Source organism: Paenibacillus agilis, assembly GCF_007786455.1.
GTDB classification, from domain to species: domain Bacteria; phylum Bacillota; class Bacilli; order Paenibacillales; family Paenibacillaceae; genus Paenibacillus_B; species Paenibacillus_B agilis.
Genome location: NZ_VNJK01000001.1, coordinates 1,558,408 through 1,579,085, shown reverse-complemented (window position 1 = coordinate 1,579,085; position 20,678 = coordinate 1,558,408). Strand labels below are relative to the sequence as shown.

The 20,678-nt window shown below is 43.3% G+C and carries 21 protein-coding genes; 6 read left to right on the top strand and 15 right to left on the bottom strand.

Going from position 1 to position 20,678, the window contains the following annotated elements:
* The first annotated feature begins 87 nt into the window (after positions 1-87).
* Positions 88-1,641: a S8 family peptidase gene (locus tag FPZ44_RS07025; RefSeq protein WP_144988664.1), complete on the top strand. Its 1,554-nt coding sequence runs from the start codon at positions 88-90 to the stop codon at positions 1,639-1,641.
* A 122-nt stretch (positions 1,642-1,763) separates the two neighbouring features.
* Here the strand turns inward: FPZ44_RS07025 and fur are convergent, their stop codons facing one another.
* From fur to FPZ44_RS07005, 4 genes are all read right to left on the bottom strand, one after another.
* Positions 1,764-2,222: a ferric iron uptake transcriptional regulator gene (fur, locus tag FPZ44_RS07020; protein ID WP_144988662.1), complete on the bottom strand. Its 459-nt coding sequence runs from the start codon at positions 2,220-2,222 to the stop codon at positions 1,764-1,766.
* An 80-nt stretch (positions 2,223-2,302) separates the two neighbouring features.
* A complete protein-coding gene (spoIIM, locus tag FPZ44_RS07015; protein ID WP_261378236.1) occupies positions 2,303-2,944 on the bottom strand; it encodes a stage II sporulation protein M in 642 nt (213 codons plus the stop codon).
* A 97-nt stretch (positions 2,945-3,041) separates the two neighbouring features.
* Entirely contained in the window at positions 3,042-4,250 is a 1,209-nt protein-coding gene (locus FPZ44_RS07010; RefSeq protein ID WP_144991722.1) for an endonuclease Q family protein, read from the bottom strand.
* Positions 4,251-4,258: 8 nt separating this feature from the next.
* The gene (locus FPZ44_RS07005) at positions 4,259-4,840 is read right to left on the bottom strand and encodes an NUDIX hydrolase (RefSeq protein ID WP_144988660.1); all 582 of its coding nucleotides are present in this window, start codon (positions 4,838-4,840) and stop codon (positions 4,259-4,261) included.
* A 135-nt stretch (positions 4,841-4,975) separates the two neighbouring features.
* Between FPZ44_RS07005 and FPZ44_RS26375 the strand changes: the two genes are divergently transcribed.
* The 3 genes from FPZ44_RS26375 to FPZ44_RS06995 all read left to right on the top strand — a co-directional run bounded on the left by FPZ44_RS26375 (position 4,976) and on the right by FPZ44_RS06995 (position 7,199).
* On the top strand, positions 4,976-5,116 hold the full coding sequence (locus FPZ44_RS26375; RefSeq protein ID WP_186785944.1) for a hypothetical protein: 141 nt from the start codon (positions 4,976-4,978) through the stop codon (positions 5,114-5,116).
* Positions 5,117-5,227: 111 nt separating this feature from the next.
* Positions 5,228-5,821: a TetR/AcrR family transcriptional regulator gene (locus FPZ44_RS07000; RefSeq protein WP_144988658.1), complete on the top strand. Its 594-nt coding sequence runs from the start codon at positions 5,228-5,230 to the stop codon at positions 5,819-5,821.
* Positions 5,822-5,918: 97 nt separating this feature from the next.
* Entirely contained in the window at positions 5,919-7,199 is a 1,281-nt protein-coding gene (locus FPZ44_RS06995; protein ID WP_144988656.1) for an MFS transporter, read from the top strand.
* Positions 7,200-7,378: 179 nt separating this feature from the next.
* Here FPZ44_RS06995 and FPZ44_RS06990 read toward each other — a convergent pair whose 3' ends face one another.
* A complete protein-coding gene (locus tag FPZ44_RS06990) occupies positions 7,379-8,509 on the bottom strand; it encodes a M20/M25/M40 family metallo-hydrolase (protein ID WP_144988654.1) in 1,131 nt (376 codons plus the stop codon).
* A 77-nt stretch (positions 8,510-8,586) separates the two neighbouring features.
* Here FPZ44_RS06990 and prli42 point away from each other — a divergent pair, with 77 nt between their 5' ends.
* Positions 8,587-8,691, top strand: coding sequence for a stressosome-associated protein Prli42 (prli42, locus tag FPZ44_RS06985; RefSeq protein ID WP_144988652.1), 105 nt, complete (start codon positions 8,587-8,589; stop codon positions 8,689-8,691).
* 149 nt (positions 8,692-8,840) lie between these two features.
* Here prli42 and lipB read toward each other — a convergent pair whose 3' ends face one another.
* From lipB to lpdA, 5 genes are all read right to left on the bottom strand, one after another.
* Positions 8,841-9,572 carry a lipoyl(octanoyl) transferase LipB gene (gene lipB, locus FPZ44_RS06980; protein ID WP_261378235.1) on the bottom strand — a complete coding sequence of 244 codons (732 nt, stop codon included), beginning with the start codon at positions 9,570-9,572 and terminating at the stop codon, positions 8,841-8,843.
* Positions 9,573-9,627: 55 nt separating this feature from the next.
* A complete protein-coding gene (locus FPZ44_RS06975; RefSeq protein WP_144988650.1) occupies positions 9,628-11,151 on the bottom strand; it encodes a dihydrolipoamide acetyltransferase family protein in 1,524 nt (507 codons plus the stop codon).
* Between the two features lie 36 nt (positions 11,152-11,187).
* Positions 11,188-12,171, bottom strand: coding sequence for an alpha-ketoacid dehydrogenase subunit beta (locus FPZ44_RS06970; protein WP_144988648.1), 984 nt, complete (start codon positions 12,169-12,171; stop codon positions 11,188-11,190).
* Entirely contained in the window at positions 12,158-13,198 is a 1,041-nt protein-coding gene (locus FPZ44_RS06965; protein ID WP_144988646.1) for a thiamine pyrophosphate-dependent dehydrogenase E1 component subunit alpha, read from the bottom strand. The genes FPZ44_RS06970 and FPZ44_RS06965 overlap by 14 nt, the downstream gene beginning before the upstream one ends.
* A gap of 251 nt (positions 13,199-13,449) precedes the next feature.
* The gene (lpdA, locus tag FPZ44_RS06960; RefSeq protein ID WP_144988644.1) at positions 13,450-14,871 is read right to left on the bottom strand and encodes a dihydrolipoyl dehydrogenase; all 1,422 of its coding nucleotides are present in this window, start codon (positions 14,869-14,871) and stop codon (positions 13,450-13,452) included.
* Between the two features lie 211 nt (positions 14,872-15,082).
* Here lpdA and FPZ44_RS06955 point away from each other — a divergent pair, with 211 nt between their 5' ends.
* Positions 15,083-15,460, top strand: coding sequence for a DUF2627 domain-containing protein (locus FPZ44_RS06955; protein ID WP_144988642.1), 378 nt, complete (start codon positions 15,083-15,085; stop codon positions 15,458-15,460).
* A 126-nt stretch (positions 15,461-15,586) separates the two neighbouring features.
* Here FPZ44_RS06955 and FPZ44_RS06950 read toward each other — a convergent pair whose 3' ends face one another.
* The 5 genes from FPZ44_RS06950 to FPZ44_RS06930 all read right to left on the bottom strand — a co-directional run bounded on the left by FPZ44_RS06950 (position 15,587) and on the right by FPZ44_RS06930 (position 20,262).
* The gene (locus FPZ44_RS06950; protein ID WP_144988640.1) at positions 15,587-16,006 is read right to left on the bottom strand and encodes a hypothetical protein; all 420 of its coding nucleotides are present in this window, start codon (positions 16,004-16,006) and stop codon (positions 15,587-15,589) included.
* Between the two features lie 96 nt (positions 16,007-16,102).
* Complete coding sequence (locus FPZ44_RS06945; protein ID WP_144988638.1) at positions 16,103-17,296, bottom strand: VanZ family protein; 1,194 nt, start codon at positions 17,294-17,296, stop codon at positions 16,103-16,105.
* Positions 17,297-17,665: 369 nt separating this feature from the next.
* Positions 17,666-18,448: an ABC transporter permease gene (locus FPZ44_RS06940; protein WP_144988636.1), complete on the bottom strand. Its 783-nt coding sequence runs from the start codon at positions 18,446-18,448 to the stop codon at positions 17,666-17,668.
* Positions 18,449-18,463: 15 nt separating this feature from the next.
* On the bottom strand, positions 18,464-19,243 hold the full coding sequence (locus FPZ44_RS06935) for an ABC transporter permease (RefSeq protein ID WP_186785943.1): 780 nt from the start codon (positions 19,241-19,243) through the stop codon (positions 18,464-18,466).
* A gap of 5 nt (positions 19,244-19,248) precedes the next feature.
* The gene (locus FPZ44_RS06930; RefSeq protein ID WP_144988632.1) at positions 19,249-20,262 is read right to left on the bottom strand and encodes an ABC transporter ATP-binding protein; all 1,014 of its coding nucleotides are present in this window, start codon (positions 20,260-20,262) and stop codon (positions 19,249-19,251) included.
* Positions 20,263-20,678: the final 416 nt, after the last annotated feature.

Here is a 20,678-nt window from a genome sequence, read left to right as displayed (position 1 = left end):
TATAAATGTGCATGTAAACAGGCTCACCTGAATCGGTTGCTGTTCATAAAATAGGAGACCAGACAGCATCGTGAGAGGAGCTACGTCATGCGATCGTTATCCGCTTATATGAAGGCCCATATTCAATCCCAGCCTCATAAATACAGTGTTCGTAAAATGATTGTGTGCCGCAATCGTGAAGCTTATGAGAATTGGCTGCATGAGCTTCATAAGCAGGGCATTACTCCCCTGAAGCAGATCCCTTCTGCTCTCACCATATGTTGTCATATGAATCCCGATAAGGAGCTCCATACATCAAGTTACCATCCAAGCATCCGCAAAGTAGAAACAGATAGGCAGGCTCGCATTCATCGTTGGTCGAATGGATGGGTACGTCCACTCGCCTCCGCTGCTGATGCCTATTCGCCTACCTTCACTTCAAAGTCGATGAAGGAGGTTAAAGTCAAGCTTCCACAAATCCCGTGGAACATTCACGCCGTAGAAGCCCCAAAAGTTTGGAAGCAGACAAAGGGAGAAGGCATTAAGATTGCAATCATTGACACCGGGATATCAGAGCATCCTAATTTAAAAATTGCTGGCGGCATAAATATGATCAATCGGCTTGAATCCTATGAGGACGATAATGGCCACGGAACTCATGTCGCAGGTATAGCTGCGGCTATAGGGCATCAAAGAATGCCATTTGGCGTAGCACCGGATATTCAACTATACGGCATAAAAGCTCTTGATAATACCGGAACAGGCTATGTATCCGACATTGTAGACGCGATCGAATGGTGTATTCATCAGCGCATCCATATCATTAATATGAGTCTTGGCTTGGATGATCCTAGTGATGTCCTTCGTCGCTCTATTATAAGAGCCAATCAAAAAGGAATTATTGTGGTTGCTTCAGCCGGAAACGATGGTCCAGACACCCTATCAGTAGATGAACCTGCAAAATATCCGGAAACGATCGCTGTCGCCGCTATGAACGCAAAGCATGAAGTTGCCTCCTTCAGCAGCAGAGGCAAAGAGGTGGATGTCATCGCTCCAGGTGAGCACATCGTTTCAACGAACCATAAAAATGGCTTCGCAATCGAATCTGGAACTTCTATGGCAGCTCCGCACGTTGCTGGCGCAGTTGCGCTGTTATTGTCATTGCATGGGGCTTTAAGTCCTGATGAGGTGCTAAAATTGTTGATGAATACAGCTGAGCCTCTGAAAAATACAAATGAACGCTCACAAGGCAGTGGTCTTATTCAAACGATGAAAGCACTCCAAGCAGCGCCTCAACACGCAACGGTCAGCAGACGTTCTTTCTCCAGAAGATTGACAGCTGCCTATAAGCTGGAACGTACACGTTCAAAAAGAGGGAAACCACAACCTATTTACTCACGCCCCATTTTTGGAATCGCTTTGTCTAAAAATATGAAATATAGGGCTAAAGCCAGTGCGAAAGTAACTTCAAGACACAGAGGAGACAAAACAAACGTTCAAGCAAAACGAGAGAAAGTAATAAAAAAGCCGGTGCGCTCAATTAAGTCAAACACGAAAAAGAAATCTGCTCACATTAGAAAGCAACTCGCTTCTCCCTCTCCTCTGAAAAAACAAATGAACATTCAATCGGCTCCTAAACGGCGTTGGCGTTATAGTAAATAAGCATGGGCTACCAACGTAAAAGGGCTGCCCTAGTCATTGTACATGACTTATCGGACAGCCCCTTGCTAATAAGCGGATGTAATTGTTGTGTAACAGCAGTTGCATATTTAAAATAACATGAACTACTGTCCTTGTTTGGACTCTTTCTCCTGACATTTATTACAAATGCCTTGGAAATCCAAACGATGATCGAGTACATGGAAATTGTATTCTTGTGCTAACCGCTCTTCCAACGGTCCCAGCCAGTCATCCAAAATTTCTTGCATCGTACCGCACTGCACGCAGATCAAGTGATGGTGATGATGCTTACTGCTATCGCCACGCAAATCGTAGCGAGCAACCCCATCCCCAAAGTTCAACTTCTGTACCACATGCAATTCACTAAGAAGCTCTAACGTACGGTAAACGGTGGCAAGACCAATTTCGGGAGCTTTCTCCTTGACAAGCATGAAGACATCCTCTGCACTTAGATGGTCCTCTTCATTCTCGAGCAGCACGCGCACAGTTGCTTCACGCTGCGGTGTCAGTTTATATCCTTGGGATTGCAGTTGTTGTTTAATAGTATCAATCCGCGACTCCATGGTCTCCCCCCTTGCCGCCTATCCGCAATTCAACTCACTTCTATTATTATAGGGGGACTATCTAATCAGTGTCAAATTATTTAGGAGATCTTTAAAGCACTCTCGACATCAATTATCGTCGAAGACATCCAATTCATGAGATAAGGACTTACCCATGTCATAATAACGGCAACTGCCATCATTCCTATACATACCCCAGCTTGCGTCGTCAAGTAATCTAGAAACGGCTTTTTTAAAGAACGCATCTTCGGTACGAACAGCCTGTCCTTCATCACATGAATAGCAAAAGAGAGGGCTGATACGCTTGCTATAAGCATAAGCGGAATGGCGATTATATTGTGAGGTGCCACACCAAGCAGGGCAACAAACATTCCTTTCCATGAGAACTGGCTGACTAGTGTTCCTACCGTAAATCCAATGAGTACGCCTTTTGCAAAGTCAAGAATCAAAATAAGCGGAAATCCTACAATAGAGATGCCAAGCACGGCAATAAGCAATATCCACCGCCAATACATCCAGAGTGACGACCAGAATTCAGCGCTGTCAGCAGAATCTCCTGCTGTTAGAAATATTTGCTCTAATTGACGCGATAGCTCCTCTTGCTGGTCATACGTTAACGAATTGACCAATAAAGCACCAAACACAACGCCTACGACAAATATCAATGAGACGAACACGTACAAATATAAATGTTTCTTTATATCCGGCATGATTGATAACAAGGTCAACGTCTCCTTTCTCCATGCGGAAAGCTTGTCCGATTTGACGTTTGCTCCATGTATATGCAAATACATGCCGTTATATGATGATGCGAACGATTTAATCTTGCTTGTTCATGACTCCCCCATATGTACCTCCACCGCCGCTTCTAAGCTCCAGCGTCCCTGTGCGTGCGGCGTGAATCAATGATGCTATTTTGTCTCCTACAACAGCACGAAGATCATCCATACTTGCTCGATGCAAAATATTCATTTCCGTACCAAACTGCTGCAGCATCTTCCTCATCGTACTAGGTCCAACTCCAGGTAAATACTCTAGCGGAACCTGATGAACATAAGGAGTCTGATCAGGCCTTACAGCCGCTTCTACACCTCGATCTGCAATAGATGCAATCCGATCATACACACCGCCGACGACTACTTTACTGCCACACGTTGGACATGGATGAGACAAATGTTCCCCAGACGAATGATTCCCCTCTAATAAAAAGTGACCATTGCCGCATGTTGTCCGATGATATTTTCCAAGACGCGGATTTAGACCGTAATTCGATACGATACTGCGCCCTTCCTGTTTACGAAGCACTTTACACCATTCTGCAAAATTTGGTTCCGCCATTGCAAACGCATTGTATTCCCTGCCAATTTTCGATAACGAGTGCGCATCCGAGTTCGTTAACAGCGGAAACGAGTCCAGTTCCGAAATACGCGCTGCCATGTCACGATCTGCGCTTAGACCAACCTCAACAGCATCGATTAGCTGCATATCCAGAACTTCCTCCATGCGATCTGTACAGCTGCCGTATATGCTTTTGTGCGGTGTGAAAATATGTGCAGGAACGAATACTCCCCCGTATGCAGCAACTTCCTGCTGCAGCTGTTCAGCCTCTACATAAATTCGCTGAGTGGACAGATGGATATTACGCATATGTGCTGACATCCACTGAGAAAAGCGCTTCATCGCTTCAAGGCTTGGCATATAGCATAGAACATGCGCCGTACCTTTTCCACTAGGCTTAATCTCGATTTCACTCCCCAATAAAATGGTCGTATTTTTATACCGAATTCCACCCTGTGGGAGTTCCTCCATTTCCCCTTGAGCGATTAGGCGATCGATATCAGCAAGCACACCAGGTGATTGCGCATCAATAATCCCGATTAGATCTATGCCCTTTCGATCGGCTGCTTCACGAGCAATCGCCTCGAAAGTTAAATTTCTACTGGCACTTATTTTAACAGGTCGTCCTTCTGAAGTTGCGCCGATATGAACGTGTAGATCCGCATAGTACGTATTTAGATTAGGGCTCATTTTCTCACTCACAAAGGCCATTGTCCCGTCAGCTTCTTAATTTGCCATGCATAAACCGCACTTATCGTCTTAGCATCACTAATGCGTTCTGCACGAATCGCTTCGAAAGCTTCATCCAGAGTTAATGCTGTGACCTCAAGAAATTCATCCTCATCCGTGTGCATTGAACCGTCTACAAGCTGCTCAGCAACAAACACGTGGATAATTTCGTCAGCAAAACCTGGCGAAGTGTAAAAAGAAGTTAGCGGAATTAGCGATTCTGCTTGATATCCTGTCTCTTCCTCCAATTCCCTTTTCGCCGCTGCTTCCGGCTGTTCTCCAGCATCGAGCTTACCTGCAGGTATTTCGACTTGAGATTTCCCAAGCGGCTTACGGTACTGTTCAACAACAATCATCTTGTCGTCACGAATCGCAAGTACAGCTACTGCTCCTGGATGCTTCACAATTTCACGAGTGGCTGTCGTTCCATCAGGTAAAGACACCGTATCTACTTGCAACGTAATCACTTTTCCATCGAATATTTTCTTCGTCTCTATCGTTACTTCTTCAAAAAGCTTACCCGCTTCATATTGATTATTCGAACTGTTCATTCTCTTCATCTCCTTATCCATCTGCGAAATCTACTTTATCTATTATTTTTCACATATGCACGCAATCTATTACATACAAATTATATCAGATGACTTTCACAAACACGATGGAAGACAAGGAGATGAGATCAAGCCATGAAAAAATTTCGTACAAATAAACAATTGTGGCTTTCTGGTAAAGGCTACGATATAAGCGCAACTTTACGACGCATGATGATGAAAGAAGGAAAAGACGCGAAAATATCGGATATATTAAGTAAGCCGCAAAAAAAATAACGGATTTATGACGAAATCAATCCGCTTTTATTCAGCTTGACACTTCCTCCCAATCAAGCTAAGATTGAATTATACTGACCGATCGTTCTAATAAATGGAGGATACTTATTCATGGCACGTCGAACTGCAGAAGAAGCCGAACAGACTAAGCAAGCAATAGCCGCCGCTGCGAAGCAGCTCTTTATTCAACAAGGATACCAAGCCACTTCTATGGAGCAGATTCGAGAATCATCTGGCATGAGTAAAGGCAGCATTTACTATCATTTCAAAAGTAAAGAGCAGCTATTTATGTACTTACTTGAGTTAAATATGGTCGATTGGATCTATAAATGCACAGAACGATTCAAACTTGCTTCAACCGCGACCGAGAAGCTTTATGCGATCGCACATCATTTCGCTCATGATTTTGAAAATCCGTTAATGCAAGCATCGATGGAATTTTCCGGGACAAAAGGTGCAGATCCTGAAGTGATCGAGAAAATTGTGGAAATGTCAAAATTCCCGCTTCCGCTTATTCTTGATGTGATTCAAGAAGGCATCAAACTGAAGGAATTCGCTGAGGATGATCCAGAGAAGCTAGCCTTGTTGCTGTATAGTATTTTAGGAGGGCTAGGCATCATTCAATTTGACAACTACTCACTCGAAGAAATTGAATCGATACATCGCAAGGCGATCGATGTGTTCCTTAACGGTATTCGCGCATAATATAGGATGAAATAGATGGATGAAAAGATCCATCTTTATTTTCACCCATTATTAAACCGGACAGTCAGTATAATTTTATTTAGGGGGATAATGAATCATGTCAAGCACTGCTACACCTGTAGCCGCACCACCTTCTTTATGGACCAATCGAGTTTTCCTAATCGTAGCTTCTGCTGATTTACTCCAACAAATTGGCATATGGGTACGAAATATGGCACTTCTATTCGCAGTAACGGAGATGACGAATGGCAACGCAGTAGCCATTTCCTTGCTCACTGTATTTGAAATGGCACCGATATTTATCTTTTCCTTAATCGGCGGTGTATTCGCGGATCGCTGGAATCCGAAATGGACAGTCGTAATCGGCGACTTGCTCAGTGCCTTGTCGATCGTCGTCATCATGCTCTGTCTCGCATCAGGCATTTGGCAAGCCGTATTTCTAGCTACCGTAGTCTCTGCGATTGTGAGCCAATTTTCAGTACCTTCTTCTTCCGTACTGTTCAAGAGACACGTTCCTGAATCCCAAGTGCCAACTGCAATGGGAATTACGCAAGGTCTTCAATCTATTTTCGTCATCGTGGGCCCTATTATCGGAGCTAGCCTATATACATTGATAGGTTTGCAAGGCTCTTTAATCGTACTATGCTGTATTTTTACATTAGCATCACTTATTCAGCTTGCTCTACCCTCCTATAAGCGAGAGAAGAAAGAGGCTACACCGGTGCTGGATGATATTAAAGCAGGCTTTACCTATGTATGGACACAATCTAGCCTGCGCCTACTAACTCTTACTCAAATTGTCATCGGTCTTGGAATTGGATTGATTCAACCTCTAGAAATTTTTATCGTAACAGAACGGCTTGGTCTGCCTAAAGAAGCATTGCCATGGATAACGACGGCTGCTGGTGTTGGTTTGTTCGTCGGTATTAGCATCGCATCTGCATGCGGAGCATTTATTCAGAAGCACCGCAAAATCATTCTAGCCATTTCTATATTAGGATTAGCCATATCGTTAGTTGTTGAAGGATGGTCCACGATTTTATGGTTAACACTAGGCATTCGTTTCCTGAGTGGTTTGCTGCTTGCAGCACTGCAAGTTATTTTGAGTACATGGTACATTCAGTTTGTGGACGAAAATTATATTGGACGTGTAAGCGGAATTACAGCACCTATGTTTACTGCAAGCATTATGATTTCTTCCGCGATGGCTGGATTTATTAAGGAACAGTACTCACTCGTTGTTGTCTTTACACTTGCAGGTATCGTAGTCGCTTTTGGTGCGTGGCTGAGCCTTTACATCAATTTATCTTCATCTAAGCAGCCTACCAAAGAAGCAGAAAACGTAGAAGTTGGTAAATCGTTAAGCACAGCAAAGTGATTACTCCAGCTTTCCAACGGATTCGAATAACGCAGCAAAAAGAGAAGCATCCTCTTTCACTAGAAAAAAGTGAATAAGGATGCTTCTTTCGTCTAATAATCTTGCTGATGCAAAATACATTAAATACATTATGCACAGCACCATACGTTAGATAACTTTAGTTGAGAATTCGTTTCAGGCTACGCTTTAATTGCTTCTTCAATAATCGCAACAACAAGCTCAGTTGTCTTCACCAAATCCGAAGTGTGGATATGCTCATTCGTCGTATGGATATCTTTGTAGCCAACTGCAAGGTTAACGGTAGGAACTCCATGACCGTTGAAAATATTTGCATCGCTGCCGCCGCCGGAATGGAACACACTTGTCTTCACGCCAATTTTCTCATTCGCACGAGCAACCAGCTGCACAACTTCATCTTCTTCTGTGAAGTTAAAGGCTGGGTACATCACTTCACTTGTGAAATTAGCACGAGCGCCGTACTCCGTAGCTGCTGATTCAAGCGCTTCCTTCATAGCAGCTGTTTGCTTATCCATCTTATCTTGAACGATACTTCTCGCTTCAGCTGTCAGCTTGACATAATCGCATACGATGTTCGTCGCACCGCCACCTTCGAAGCGTCCGATGTTCGCTGTCGTCTCGTGATCGATACGACCAAGCGGCATGCGTGCCACAGCTTTACCTGCCACTTGAATTGCGCTGATACCATATTCAGGGTTAACGCCAGCATGTGCAGACTTCCCGAAAATCTCCATCGTAATCTTCGCTTGTGTTGGTGCAGCAACTGCAATAGAACCGATCTCACCGTTCGAATCCAATGCATAACCCAAATCAGCCTTCAAGAGGGATGCATCCATAACACGAGCACCATTTAGGCCTGATTCTTCTCCTACCGTAATGACGAATTGAATTTGACCATGTGCTTTGCCGGATTCTTGCACTACACGAATCGCTTCGAACATAGCAGCAAGACCTGCTTTGTCATCCGCTCCAAGAATGGTTGTGCCATCGCTGCGAATCATGCCATCTGCATCGATAACAGGCTTAATGCCTTTACCAGGTGTTACTGTATCCATATGCGAAGTGAAGAAAATGCGCTTCGCCTGCTCTTGCCCTTCAGATGCTGGCCACGTTACAATTAGGTTGCCTGCGCCATGTCCAGACTTCTCTTCTGTATCATCTTCGTATACGTCAAGTCCAAGATCGCTGAACTGTTTTTTTAGCAAATCACAGATTTCACGCTCATAGCGTGTTTCACTATCTACTTGAACCAATTGCAAAAAATGTTGTACTAATCGTTCTTGTTGTACCATGGTATCTTTCCTCCACACTCATTTTTCGTTAGAATAAATAGTATATCATTGATTTAGAGAGAAAGGAGTGCTTTCCTATGCAATCCAAACGTTGGTTTAAGATCATTGTCTACGTCATGCTCATCGCTATGATCGCTTCCACTTTAATCTTCCTTATTGAACCGATACTATATGGTCTATAAGATATCGCTTTGAGAAGTTTCCAAGCACCATTCGGTTCGGTCGTATAGAATCGTTCAGGCAGGACAAGCCTGCTTGCTAATTGTCCACACATCTTTACATGTACCTACGGATGAAGCCATGCTATCAGCATGGCTTTCAACGTGTTATGTTAGGAGATGGAATGATGAATGATCTCAGGATATCCAAATACATTCATAAAATGAGGCAGCAATTCCTGCCCTACCTGCTCTACCGTAAAGGTTAGACCTGTTACATCTTCTAATGACGTTACTCCGAATTGTTGAATGCCGCACGGAACGATTCCGGTAAATCCAGTATGCTGAATTCCTTGCTTAATATTAAAAGCAAACCCATGACTCGTAACAAATCCTCTGCGGCTTCTACACTTGTTGAACTTAACTCCGATCGCTGCAATCTTTTCATTGCCGACCCATACACCAGTAAAATCTGGCTTGCGATCCCCAACGATACCATAGGAAGCAAGATACTGAATCATCATTTCTTCCAAGTTTCTTAAGTATCCATGTAAGTCCAAGCTTGGACCTTCAAGCAGCAGCATAGGATAACCAACTAGCTGACCTGGCCCATGATACGTAATATCACCGCCACGATCAATTTCGTAAACAGAAATTCCCTGTTTCTCCAACTGTTCGGCGGATAAGAGCAAATGCTCAGGGTTACGCTGAGAACCAATCGTATAGGTTGGTGGATGCTCCAGCAAAAACAATGTATCCTTCGCTAAACCTTTATCGATCTGCTTTACAATGTCTTTCTGCATATCCCATGCATGCTTATAATCCAATTTTCCATAGGTATGTAGGTGCAGCGCCTGAGTGTTAGTCGTTTCCAAACTGATCTGATCCTGCTGTCTGTTCATCATGCTATCACTCTTTCTTCTCTGACATCCTACTCTAGTATACCACGGAATGAACCCATCAATATAATTTCGTATCCGAATTATAGCTTTCCAAATTTTCTTTTACACGTTGGAGGAATCGACCGCAAATGACACCATCCAAAATACGATGATCGAGAGACAAGCACATATTGGCCATTGATCGAACCCCGATCATATCATTAATAACAACCGGACGCTTCACAATTGATTCAAAGGTAATGATTGCAGCTTGCGGATAGTTAATAATTGGATATGATTGGATGGAACCAAATGAACCTGTATTGTTGAACGTAAATGTACCGCCTTGCATGTCCTCCAGAGTGAGCTTGCCTTCACGTGTGCGACGTGCCAAGTCATCTATTTCTCTAGCCAAACCTGCAATGTTTTTCTGATCCGCTTTTTTAATAACCGGAACCATGACGGAATCTTCTGTGCCCACAGACAATGAAATATTTACGTCACGCTTCACAATAATCTTATCAACGGCCCACACCGAATTCATAATCGGGTAATCTTTGATCGCATTTACAACTGCTTTAAGAACAAATGCCAAATAAGTCAGATTGACGCCTTCTTTGCGTCGGAATTCATCCTTCCACTTATTGCGAAGCTCTACCAAGTTTGTAACATCAACCTCAATCATCGTCCACGCATGAGGGATTTCAGAGACACTCTGGCGCATACGTGTTGCGATCGTATTACGGATTGGTGTTACATTGATAAAGTGCTCACCATCGCCTACAGTCTGCGGCCTCTCCACATCGATATGCGGTACTCGCGGAGATTCCGACAGATGCAGACCCGAACTCCGAACCGGCAGGCTGACTGAGCTTGCATCTGCAGCCAAGCTTTGATCAAGACCAGCCAATTGTTCTTCATTCTGCTGGTACTGGAGCTGACTATTTTTCATTTCTACTGGTACAACTGCAGATAAACCGCCATTTATAACATCTGCGCCTTGCTTCAACGCTTCATGCGTAACATTGCCGCGAAGCTCAATAAATTGCAAAACGTCCTTACGGGTAATACGTCCGCCAAGGCCTGATCCTTGAACATTTTTCAAATCAACATCATATTCACTCGCCAGCCGCTGTACAGCAGGAGATAATCGCGCACGCATCGGAGCATTTTCATTGTTGTATAGCATGCCAACCTGTTCGGCAACAGACCTAAGCTTGTCTGCTGTAATTTCTGTGGAACTGGAAATTGACGCAGCATGATGCTGTCCTGCACCTACTCTTACTGCACCCGTTCCATTCACAACCTTCTCGCCTGCTCCAGCTGCCTCAGATGAAGCATCTACTTTAGCACCTGTAAGATACGTACAAATAACTTTACCTACTTCAACCACATCGCCCTCATGCACGAGATGCATGCCCATAACCCCGCTTTCGGTAGCGGGAATCTCAGCGACGACTTTCTCCGTAAACACTTCACAGATCGGTTCATAAGCTTCAAACGCTTCGCCAGGCTGCTTCAACCACTTATTGAGTGTCGCTGATACGAGGGATTCCGCAAGCTGCGGCATCGTAATCTCCTTCGTTAATCCATTGTCTGACATCGATCACTTCACTCCCGTCTTTCGGCTATTTCACAATTAGTATTGAGCGAGCTTACGCATCGCTTCTTTAAGCTTGTCTTTGTTTAACATAAATTCTCGCTCTAGCGGAGGACTGATCGGCATCGCCGGAACGTCAGGGCCGCATAGACGCATTATCGGTGCATCCAGTTCATGCAGCAATTCTTCAGCAATAATCGCAGACACTTCTGCACCAATACCGCCCGTCTTATTATCTTCATGAACGATCAATACTTTTCCTGTCTTCGCCACCGCTTCTAAAATGCCTTCCTTATCAAGCGGCTGCAGTGTGCGCAGATCGAGAATATGAGCGCTTATTCCTTCTGACACCAATTCTTCAGCGGCCTGCATAGCGAAATGAAGCGGTAAGCTATAGCCAATGACAGTGATGTCTTCTCCCTCACGTATCACGTTTGCTTTACCAATAGGAACGATATAATCGGTTTCAGGAACTTCACCCTTGATCATCCGATAGCACTTTTTATTTTCAAAGAAAATGACTGGATCTGGATCACGTATCGCTGCTTTGAGCAGCCCTTTGGCATCATATGCCGTATAAGGTGCAACAATTTTCAAGCCCGGTGTACCAAAGAACACCGATTCCGGACACTGGGAATGATACAGTCCACCAAATATACCTCCACCAATCGGTGCTCGAATGACAACTGGACAGTTCCAGTCATTGTTTGAGCGATAACGAATCTTGGCTGCTTCGCTAATTATTTGGTTCGCTGCCGGGAACATGAAGTCCGAATATTGCATTTCAGCAATTGGCTTCATGCCTACCATGGCAGCTCCAATCGCCACTCCAGCAATAGCAGACTCAGCCAATGGAGTATCCAATGCACGAGCTTCACCAAACTGCTCGTACAACCCTTTGGTTGTTGTAAAGACACCGCCCTTTACCCCAACATCTTCTCCCAACACGAATACTTCTGGATCGCGCTCCATTTCCTCTTTCATTGCCAAGCGAATGGCATCAATATATTCAATAACGGCCATTGGACGCTCCTCCTTCCGATTCAGCATACACATGCGTATAGGTTTCATCAGGATGAGGGTAAGGAGCTTCCTCTGCATAAGCCGTAGCTTCGTTGATAATCGCTAACAATTCTTTCACTAAAGCCTCTTCTTGGGCTTCTGACCATATACCACAATCTATCAAATATTGCTTAAAACGGGGAAGCCCGTCATTTGCACGATGCTGCTCTACTTCTTCCTTTGTCCGATATGCTAGATCGTTATCCGAAGTAGAATGCGGCTGCAATCGATACATAACCGATTCAATAAGTGTCGGTCCCTCTCCACGAATGGCACGTTCGCGCGCTTCCTTTACGACTCTATATACTTCTAGTGGATCTGTTCCATCAACACGCACACCCGGGAAACCATAACCTGCTGCCCGATCGCTTATTTGTCCAGCCGTCTGCTTGGCTAAAGGCACAGAAATCGCGTATTGATTGTTCTGACACATTATAATAACGGGAAGACGATGAACGCCAGCAAAGTTGCAGCCTTCATGAAAATCTCCTTGATTGCTCGAGCCCTCACCGAACGTTACATACGATACGATATCCTGCTTGCGCATTTTAGCAGCCAATGCAATACCTACGGCATGCGGCACTTGCGTTGTAACTGGGCTTGACCCTGTCACAATGCGATGACGCTTCGATCCGAAATGACCCGGCATCTGGCGTCCTCCGCTGCTAATATCTTCTGCTTTCGCAAATATAGAGAGCATCAAGTCCTTTACCGTCACACCAACCGATAGTACAAAGCCATAGTCACGGTAATAAGGCAGAAAATAATCCCTCTCCCGATCCAAGGCAAAAGCTGCTGCGACTTGTGTCATTTCTTGGCCGATTCCTGATACATGAAATCCAACCTTGCCAGCGCGCTGCAGAAGCAAGCCCCTCTCGTCGTATTTGCGTGCAAGTACCATCATACGATACATCTCCAAAGCTTGATCATCCGAGATTCCTAGCTGCTCATGGCGTGAACGCTCACGAACCGTTACATCTGGTGTCATGGAGTGATCCCCCTTTTCCACATGTCCTAATCACGTTAACTTACATGTAACTACAAAATTTATCATCAACATCTAATACCAGGTACTAATTTTCTGGTTAAGTGTATTATACCCTCTTGCTGAGCAAAAAGAAAATGTTAAACGTCATATCGTTACAATGACAGTTGCGATGACTTCCTAATTAGAAACGCCTCGACCCTTTTCCTAGTTCAACGCATGCCATCAACAAGTTAGGCTTTTTACGCGGAATTTTACAGGATGTGAGATCGACCTTGTACAGCTAGCATTGCTTCCTGTACAGCTTCTGACAAAGAAGGGTGCGGATGAATAACTTGTCCAATCTCCCAAGGAGTACCATCCAAAAGTTGTGCTACTGCAGCTTCACTGATAAGTTCTGTCGCGTGCGGTCCAATCATATGAACACCCAGAACATCGTTCGTAGTTTGATCCGCGATCACTTTGACAAAGCCTGCTGTTTCACCATATACAAGTGCTTTACCGATTGCTTGGAAAGGAATTTTTCCAACTTTAACATCATGACCAGCAGCACGAGCCTCTGCTTCCGTCATACCAATTGAAGCCGTTTCTGGTCTCGCATAAACACAGCGTGGTACCATTCGAGATTGAAGCGCCAAGCCTTTATGCCCACTTAAATGCTCAACCGCAGCTATTCCCTCTGCTGATGCTACGTGCGCAAGCTGTAGTCCGCCAATACAATCACCAATTGCATAAATATGCGGTTCATTTGTCTGCAAATGTTCGTTCACTCGGATGACGCCGTTTTCAACTTGAACATTCGTCTGCTCCAAGCCAAGTTTCTCCACATTAGCTACACGGCCAATGGACACAAGCATACGGTCTACTTGCAGATGAATCGTCTCATCCGCACACGTCACCAAAATATCCATCCCAGCTTCATCTTTGCGGGTTCCTTCCGCATCAATGGTACAATTCGTATAGATCGTGACGCCTCGATCAGCAAGCTGCTTATGCATCTCTTTTGCAACATCTTCATCCTCGGAAGGGAGAATCCGCTCACCCGCTTCTATCATTGTTACTTCAACGCCAAAGTCCACCATCATCGATGCCCACTCGACGCCAATTACTCCACCGCCAACGATAGCGATACGCTGCGGCAGCGTGTCCCATTCAAGAGCTTCATCACTCGTGAACACATACCGTCCATCTGGTTCTAAGCCACGCAGCAGTCGTGGACGAGAGCCTGTTGCAATAATCAGGTACTTCGGTACAATCGTTTCCGACTCACCATTTTCCAATTCAACTGCTACCGAACCGCTTTGTGGTGAAAATATTGAAGGACCCATTACACGTCCATTTCCATGTATCACTTCAATTTTATGTTTATTCATCAAATATTGAACGCCGCGATGCAATTGCTCTACAATTCGTTGTTTGCGAGCTTGAACTTCATCGAAGTGCAGCTTAACCCCTTCTGTATGCACGCCAAACTGAGCACTTTCCTTAGCTAGCACATATACTTCTGCACTGCGCAGCAGCGCCTTGCTCGGAATACAACCACGATGGAGACAAGTACCTCCCAGCTGCTGTTTTTCTATAACTACAACATGATGACCTGCCTGTGCCGCTGCAATCGCAGCCACATAGCCACCTGTTCCTCCGCCGATAATGGCAACGTCTACTTGCTTTGTCATGAAATTTTTCACTCCTCGCTATATCTTGGTGATATTGTAACTCCTTTTTACGTTCCAGCCAATTGCATAACTATCGGACAAGTACCTTCTTCTCAATAAATATGACCAAAAAGCAAAATTAGACATATTTCCATAGTCAAGGTAAGATGAAAAGAGCAGAAAAATATGTAAACGACATACACATCCTCTTATAAAGGAATGAGAGCTACCGATGGCAAATGCAAATGTTAAATTAACCATATCTCGTTTTATTGCGATAATGATGCTTGTGATTCCTGGCGTGCTTGCAACAGCTGGATTTTTGTACATGAAAGATGCCATTTATCAATATATTGTTGACAAAGGAAATCCCGCTTTAACCGATATATCATTCGGATGGCTACCTTTCTTAGGAGGTTTATTTCTCTTTGCCATTGGAGTTGGCTTCATTGGAGGCTGGATCTTTTTCCGTGATCGCAAGCACAACTATGTTGCACCCCGTTTCCGTGAAAAGAAGCCGCGCGGACCTCGTCCGGACTTTCGTCAACAAGCGACACGCTCCCAGCACAATTCTGGAGATAACCCGTCTGCTGAAGCAAATACGAAGTAATCATTCATTTATTTTTTCATTCTACGGTGATTCAAACCGTTATCTTCTATAAATAAAGCAAAAGTCCGCGGCATCTACCACGGACTTTCTTTCGTATTTTGTTGAAACTATTACATACGCCTCGTTCTATCCACCAGCTTCAGGAGGAGCGGCTCCTTCTGGCCCTTCTCCAAGACCCGGGAATAGCCCCGTATCCTCCAATGCCTCGAATAAACCAACATTCTCTTCATTCAAAAATTCTGGACGAATTCCAAATTTCCCGAAATCACCAGCTAAAATAACTTGAACGGTTTTATTTCGATTTATGATAACCGTCTCGACAATAAGCCAATCTTTTAACACAGCTGCCAGAAGAACTGCCTTCTGCAACGTGATCGGAGGAATCGGCGGAGGTTTGTTTGGATACCCCTTACCATCTGGACCAGGAGGATATGGACCCTTTCCCTCCCCATCATTGTTGTGTAGGTAAGCTTCTTTCTGCCTACGACCATTGCGTTGATCCCGACGACTTCTCCGATATGGGTTCTGTTTACGACGCCTATTCATATGAAGCCGCCTTTCTCGTCCATCTAGGCACCAGAGCTGACAACAAGACTCCATACAGTATAGTACGCTGAAGCCTAAATGGTGAAAGGCAGTTCACTAGCTGGACGTTTCTTTTCGCTCCGTAATGACATTCCGTGTATGGCTCCACTTTTCGTAAAACAATCGTTTATCTCGCGTAAAGAAATTCACGATAAGATGAAGCACCAGCAATCCGCCAATACCAAAATATAAGAAAAGAGCGCTCAGCAAAATGATCGGAGATAAATCTGTAAAACTAAATATGAATCCAAATACATAATTATAGCCAATAATAATCGTATACAAGAGACTGTATCGATGGAACAACGCTCTAGCTGTAATCGTTCGCCCCTGCTGTTCATCTTGCAGTCTATCATCTACGACATGAATTCGAGTAATCCATTTCCCAACCGTTCGACCATTCGTCAGTGTAGGCACAATAACGAAGTAAATAAGCACACCTACAACGCTTATCAAGGCATATAAAATCCAAGCCAACACTGTATCCGTTCCTTGATTTGAAAGACTTTGATACAAAAAGACCCCTATTCCAAGTGTAAATATACCAGTAATCGCCGTATAAACAATCGTATCTATAAGAAAAGCAACTAAGCGACGTACATAACCGACTGTCATTTGTGACAGCTGTACATCTTCGTCTAACTTCTCAGAACGAGGCAAGAAAAATGTTAGGAGTGGTGTAAGGAAATAACCTATCAATCCACCTGTCGTATTCAAGAAGAAATCGTCAACATCAAATAAGCGATATGGACAATCAAAAATACCAAACAATCCCGTAATCTGTGTCATTTCAAATAAACATGCAGCAGCAAATGCTATACATCCTGTCTGAAATGCCGTTCGTCTAAAATAATATCTCGCATACACACCAAGCGGAATCGTTAAAAACACATTAAATATCGCTTGGAGAAACGCTTTTTCTTTTACTAACTGTATAAACGTACTAGGTTGTGTCCAATTCACCTGGGTATGATTCAAAATTTCCGTCATAAACGTAAACGGAACTAATTGTGAATACGTCCAAAATGCACCTTCACGGATACAATTATCCGTACTGCTCGGAAATGGTAAAATGACTAAAAAATAAGCAGATATCATGTACAGTAACATCGAATAAAGGACAGCAGCACGTAGTTTGTTGACATATCCGTATCTACGATACTGTACGACAAGAAATGGTAGAGTTAGCGCTAGCGCGAAGAATGGAAAAAATAGAGCCGCATCCATAAGAGGCTTAATATAAGCTTGCATTCAAAATGGTCCTTCCTTCCCTAAGATGTATTTCGTACCTTCGAGATGTTGTTCTAGTTGATCAACCTATGTATTCGCTTAGTAAATGATCTTATAGCAGCAACGCTAGTATTCGAAGTTCAAATAATCATATATTTTAACGGAAATGACCCCTAATTTGCAACTAATATCACTAAAATTTACAATATAAACAAGATACCTTTATCCTAACTCTCTTTGTTAGTAAACGTAAAAAAAACCGTACGAGACGATGTTTACACATCGTGAACTGTACGGGTTGTTTATGGAATACAATTTGATTTTGTCCTTATTTTACAAAATAAAGAATTAAGGAATTACTTCTTTATTGCTTGCTGCATTCATGTCGCCTCAACTGCCCGCTCCTTGGTATTGATGAATGCCACGATGCCAGATGAATATGGTCAGTAATAAGAATAGCGGCCCTATAACGGGTACAAGTAATAATGCTATGTTGTCCGCTTTATCTAATAAATAGAGCGCAGGAAAGTAATTAATGAAGGCAAGCGGCATAATCCATGTTAGAACAATCTGGATTACCGCTGTATAGGCCGAGATCGGATAATTGATCACATCTTTTATTTTAAAATATAAATCGCCCATGAACTGCGACTTCATAAAATACAAGCTCCAACTGCCGATTAAAATGAGACCCCCCGCCTGCAGCATCGAACCGCTTAGCAAGGTGAACATGAAATAGATAGATTCGAAGACGCCCCAATGCACGTCTAGGTTCCTTAGCGACCAGATTAATAGAACAACGGAAATAAGAATATGCGCAATATAGCCAAAGTTAAAGAAGCTTGCAATTAAATATGTGAAGGGATTGATGGGCTTAATCAAATATTTATCCAGATCCCCTTTTATAATTAGTTGCTCTAAGCTCAACATCGGAGAGTATGTAAATGACGCTCCAATCGCATACGTCAGCACATTGACACTAATGAGGAACGCCATTTCTGGCCAAGCCCAGCCTTCAATTAAAGTAAATCGATTCAGCAGAAGCCACACGATTAAATAATTGGCGGCATATCCGAGTATTTGCCCTACCATTCCAAGCAGAAAGTCAGCCCGATATTCCATCCGTGTCCGCATTATAATTTTTAGAAAATGAAAAAACAGTTTAACTGACATATTACCACCTCATTATTAACCGCCTTGTACGATTAAACGTTTAATGGCCTTCCACCACAACAGATTGACAACAAGTAGTAAAGTAGCTGCCCATCCACATCCTTGTAGCAATATTAGGTACGGCTGCTCAATTTTCCCTAAATAAATGGCGGATGGAATATATCCTAAATACTGAAACGGAAGCATATTCGCTAGCTCCGCCCAGAATGGGTTAAAGAACCAAATTGGTACAAAAACACCCGAGAAAACGGTCATTAAGGCACCTAATGTCCAATTCAAAGCAAAAGTCGTAAGAAACCAAAAAGCAATAAGTGCAACCAAATAACCAATGAGAAACGAGATAATCATCGCTAAAAATAAACTGATTAGAAACGGAAGGAGGTTTGAAGCTTCTGGAAGTTGAATACCGAACAGCAGCAGAGCAATTAGTATGGAAGGAACGACATTAAATAGCAATTGAAATCCCACCGTACCAAGTTGTTCGAAAAATAAGTACCACGGATAGCTGATCGGTTTCTGCAAATCAGAACAAATATCGCCCGACTGTAATTTGGAGTCTATGGATTGATATACTCTAGTCATGAGCAGATTCATGACGGAAGTTGTAATTACAGAGTAGGTAACCATTTCGCTTATATTAAGCATATGGGAAGGAGAGCTAGCTGCAAGTGACTTCCATATTGAGACCTGAATGAACATGATGACGATGTTCCCAATAATTCGAAGCCACACCTCAGAACGGTAACTAATATGTTTGGAAAAAGATTTCCCGCAGTACGCCAAGTAAGCTCTCATTGTCATCACACTCTAATTTTCGAATTTTGATTCAAATTTACGAAAGCCTTATGTATAATCTCTTCAATGCTCATATCCTCAATTGAAATATCTTTAATTTGGTCTACATTAGGGATGCTCATTATAGACCGCATGAGTGAATTTTCTTCCCCCTCGTGATGAATAAATTCATATTTCTTTCGTACACCTTCATCACGAATGAGCAGCGCATTGGGAAACGCTATTTCGCCCGGATCGATGTGAAACTCGATCGTAACTTGCTTATTGATTCCACCAATCTCCCTCTTCAAATGATGAACATCACCATCAAACACGGACTTGCCATGGTTCACAATAATAATGCGATCACAGATCTCCTCAATGTCTTTCAAATCATGAGTCGTCAGCATAATGGCTACATTCGTTTCTTGATTAACTTGGCGCAGAAATGTACGGATATTATGTTTAGCGATTACGTCCAACCCAATCGTTGGCTCGTCCAAAAATAGTATCTCGGGATTATGCAGGAGCGCTAACGCTATCTCAGCGCGCATTCGTTGTCCCAAGCTCAGCTGCCTAACAGGCTTATTGACAAAGCTCCCCATATCCAACAGTTCAATATATTGCTGTACCCTGCTGTTGTAATCACTATCGCTAATATTGTAAATATGCTTATGTAGCTCAAAAGAGTCTACCACAGGCAAGTCCCACCACAATTGACTGCGCTGTCCAAAAACGACCCCAATCTTCCTCGCTATTTCTTTGCGATGACGGTAAGGTATCTTCCCATCTACTTGAATATCACCTGCGGTCGGGACAAGGATGCCTGTTAACATCTTAATCATCGTAGATTTGCCTGCCCCATTCGGTCCTAAATACCCAACCGATTCGCCGGAATCGATACTGAACGATATCCCATCCACAGCTCTCGTGTTTACATATTCCGTACTTAACAGTGACTTAATTAAGCCAAACGGTCCCGTGAAGCGCTTATTCGTGCGGTATTCCTTTACTAATTGATTGATTTGAATAATGGCCATATGCTTATCCCCACCTACCTGTTTTAGAGATAAATTCCATTATGCGCATAAGTTTTGCTATTTCATATAGGTGAAAGCAACGATCTGTTATACTTTACAACGATTCACATAGTAGTGGGGAAAAGAAAAAACCACTACCTATCGACTCGAGATGAGTGCGATTAAAGTGGTTTGGGTTGATCGTAGAGCATCAAAGCTACTTAATGAAGATATTAGGCCAAGGGCTACATGTACATGTAATTGATATTTCACTGTAGATCTTTACTTTGTAGTATTCAATAGCAGCAACCGTTTTTCAAATCCTCCACGTTCCTTATGCTTTGCTTGCCGAAGTTGCTCCACCTTCTCCATTTCATTTTCAATGCCTACTTTCACGAATCTCATCCTTTTGAGTTGATAATGAATATATTCGCATA

Coding starts and splice junctions, on each gene's coding strand:
- FPZ44_RS06935 (WP_186785943.1), bottom strand. CDS start 19,243: ATGAGAGCTTACTTGGCGTACTGCGGGAAATCTTTTTCCAAACATATT.
- FPZ44_RS07000 (WP_144988658.1), top strand. CDS start 5,228: ATGGCACGTCGAACTGCAGAAGAAGCCGAACAGACTAAGCAAGCAATA.
- FPZ44_RS07025 (WP_144988664.1), top strand. CDS start 88: ATGCGATCGTTATCCGCTTATATGAAGGCCCATATTCAATCCCAGCCT.
- FPZ44_RS06995 (WP_144988656.1), top strand. CDS start 5,919: ATGTCAAGCACTGCTACACCTGTAGCCGCACCACCTTCTTTATGGACC.
- prli42 (WP_144988652.1), top strand. CDS start 8,587: ATGCAATCCAAACGTTGGTTTAAGATCATTGTCTACGTCATGCTCATC.
- FPZ44_RS06990 (WP_144988654.1), bottom strand. CDS start 8,509: ATGGTACAACAAGAACGATTAGTACAACATTTTTTGCAATTGGTTCAA.
- FPZ44_RS06965 (WP_144988646.1), bottom strand. CDS start 13,198: ATGACACCAGATGTAACGGTTCGTGAGCGTTCACGCCATGAGCAGCTA.
- lipB (WP_261378235.1), bottom strand. CDS start 9,572: ATGATGAACAGACAGCAGGATCAGATCAGTTTGGAAACGACTAACACT.
- FPZ44_RS06930 (WP_144988632.1), bottom strand. CDS start 20,262: ATGGCCATTATTCAAATCAATCAATTAGTAAAGGAATACCGCACGAAT.
- FPZ44_RS07005 (WP_144988660.1), bottom strand. CDS start 4,840: ATGAACAGTTCGAATAATCAATATGAAGCGGGTAAGCTTTTTGAAGAA.
- FPZ44_RS06950 (WP_144988640.1), bottom strand. CDS start 16,006: ATGAATAGGCGTCGTAAACAGAACCCATATCGGAGAAGTCGTCGGGAT.
- FPZ44_RS06975 (WP_144988650.1), bottom strand. CDS start 11,151: ATGTCAGACAATGGATTAACGAAGGAGATTACGATGCCGCAGCTTGCG.
- FPZ44_RS06940 (WP_144988636.1), bottom strand. CDS start 18,448: ATGTCAGTTAAACTGTTTTTTCATTTTCTAAAAATTATAATGCGGACA.
- FPZ44_RS06970 (WP_144988648.1), bottom strand. CDS start 12,171: ATGGCCGTTATTGAATATATTGATGCCATTCGCTTGGCAATGAAAGAG.
- FPZ44_RS26375 (WP_186785944.1), top strand. CDS start 4,976: ATGAAAAAATTTCGTACAAATAAACAATTGTGGCTTTCTGGTAAAGGC.
- fur (WP_144988662.1), bottom strand. CDS start 2,222: ATGGAGTCGCGGATTGATACTATTAAACAACAACTGCAATCCCAAGGA.
- lpdA (WP_144988644.1), bottom strand. CDS start 14,871: ATGACAAAGCAAGTAGACGTTGCCATTATCGGCGGAGGAACAGGTGGC.
- FPZ44_RS06955 (WP_144988642.1), top strand. CDS start 15,083: ATGGCAAATGCAAATGTTAAATTAACCATATCTCGTTTTATTGCGATA.
- FPZ44_RS06945 (WP_144988638.1), bottom strand. CDS start 17,296: ATGCAAGCTTATATTAAGCCTCTTATGGATGCGGCTCTATTTTTTCCA.
- FPZ44_RS07010 (WP_144991722.1), bottom strand. CDS start 4,250: ATGAGCCCTAATCTAAATACGTACTATGCGGATCTACACGTTCATATC.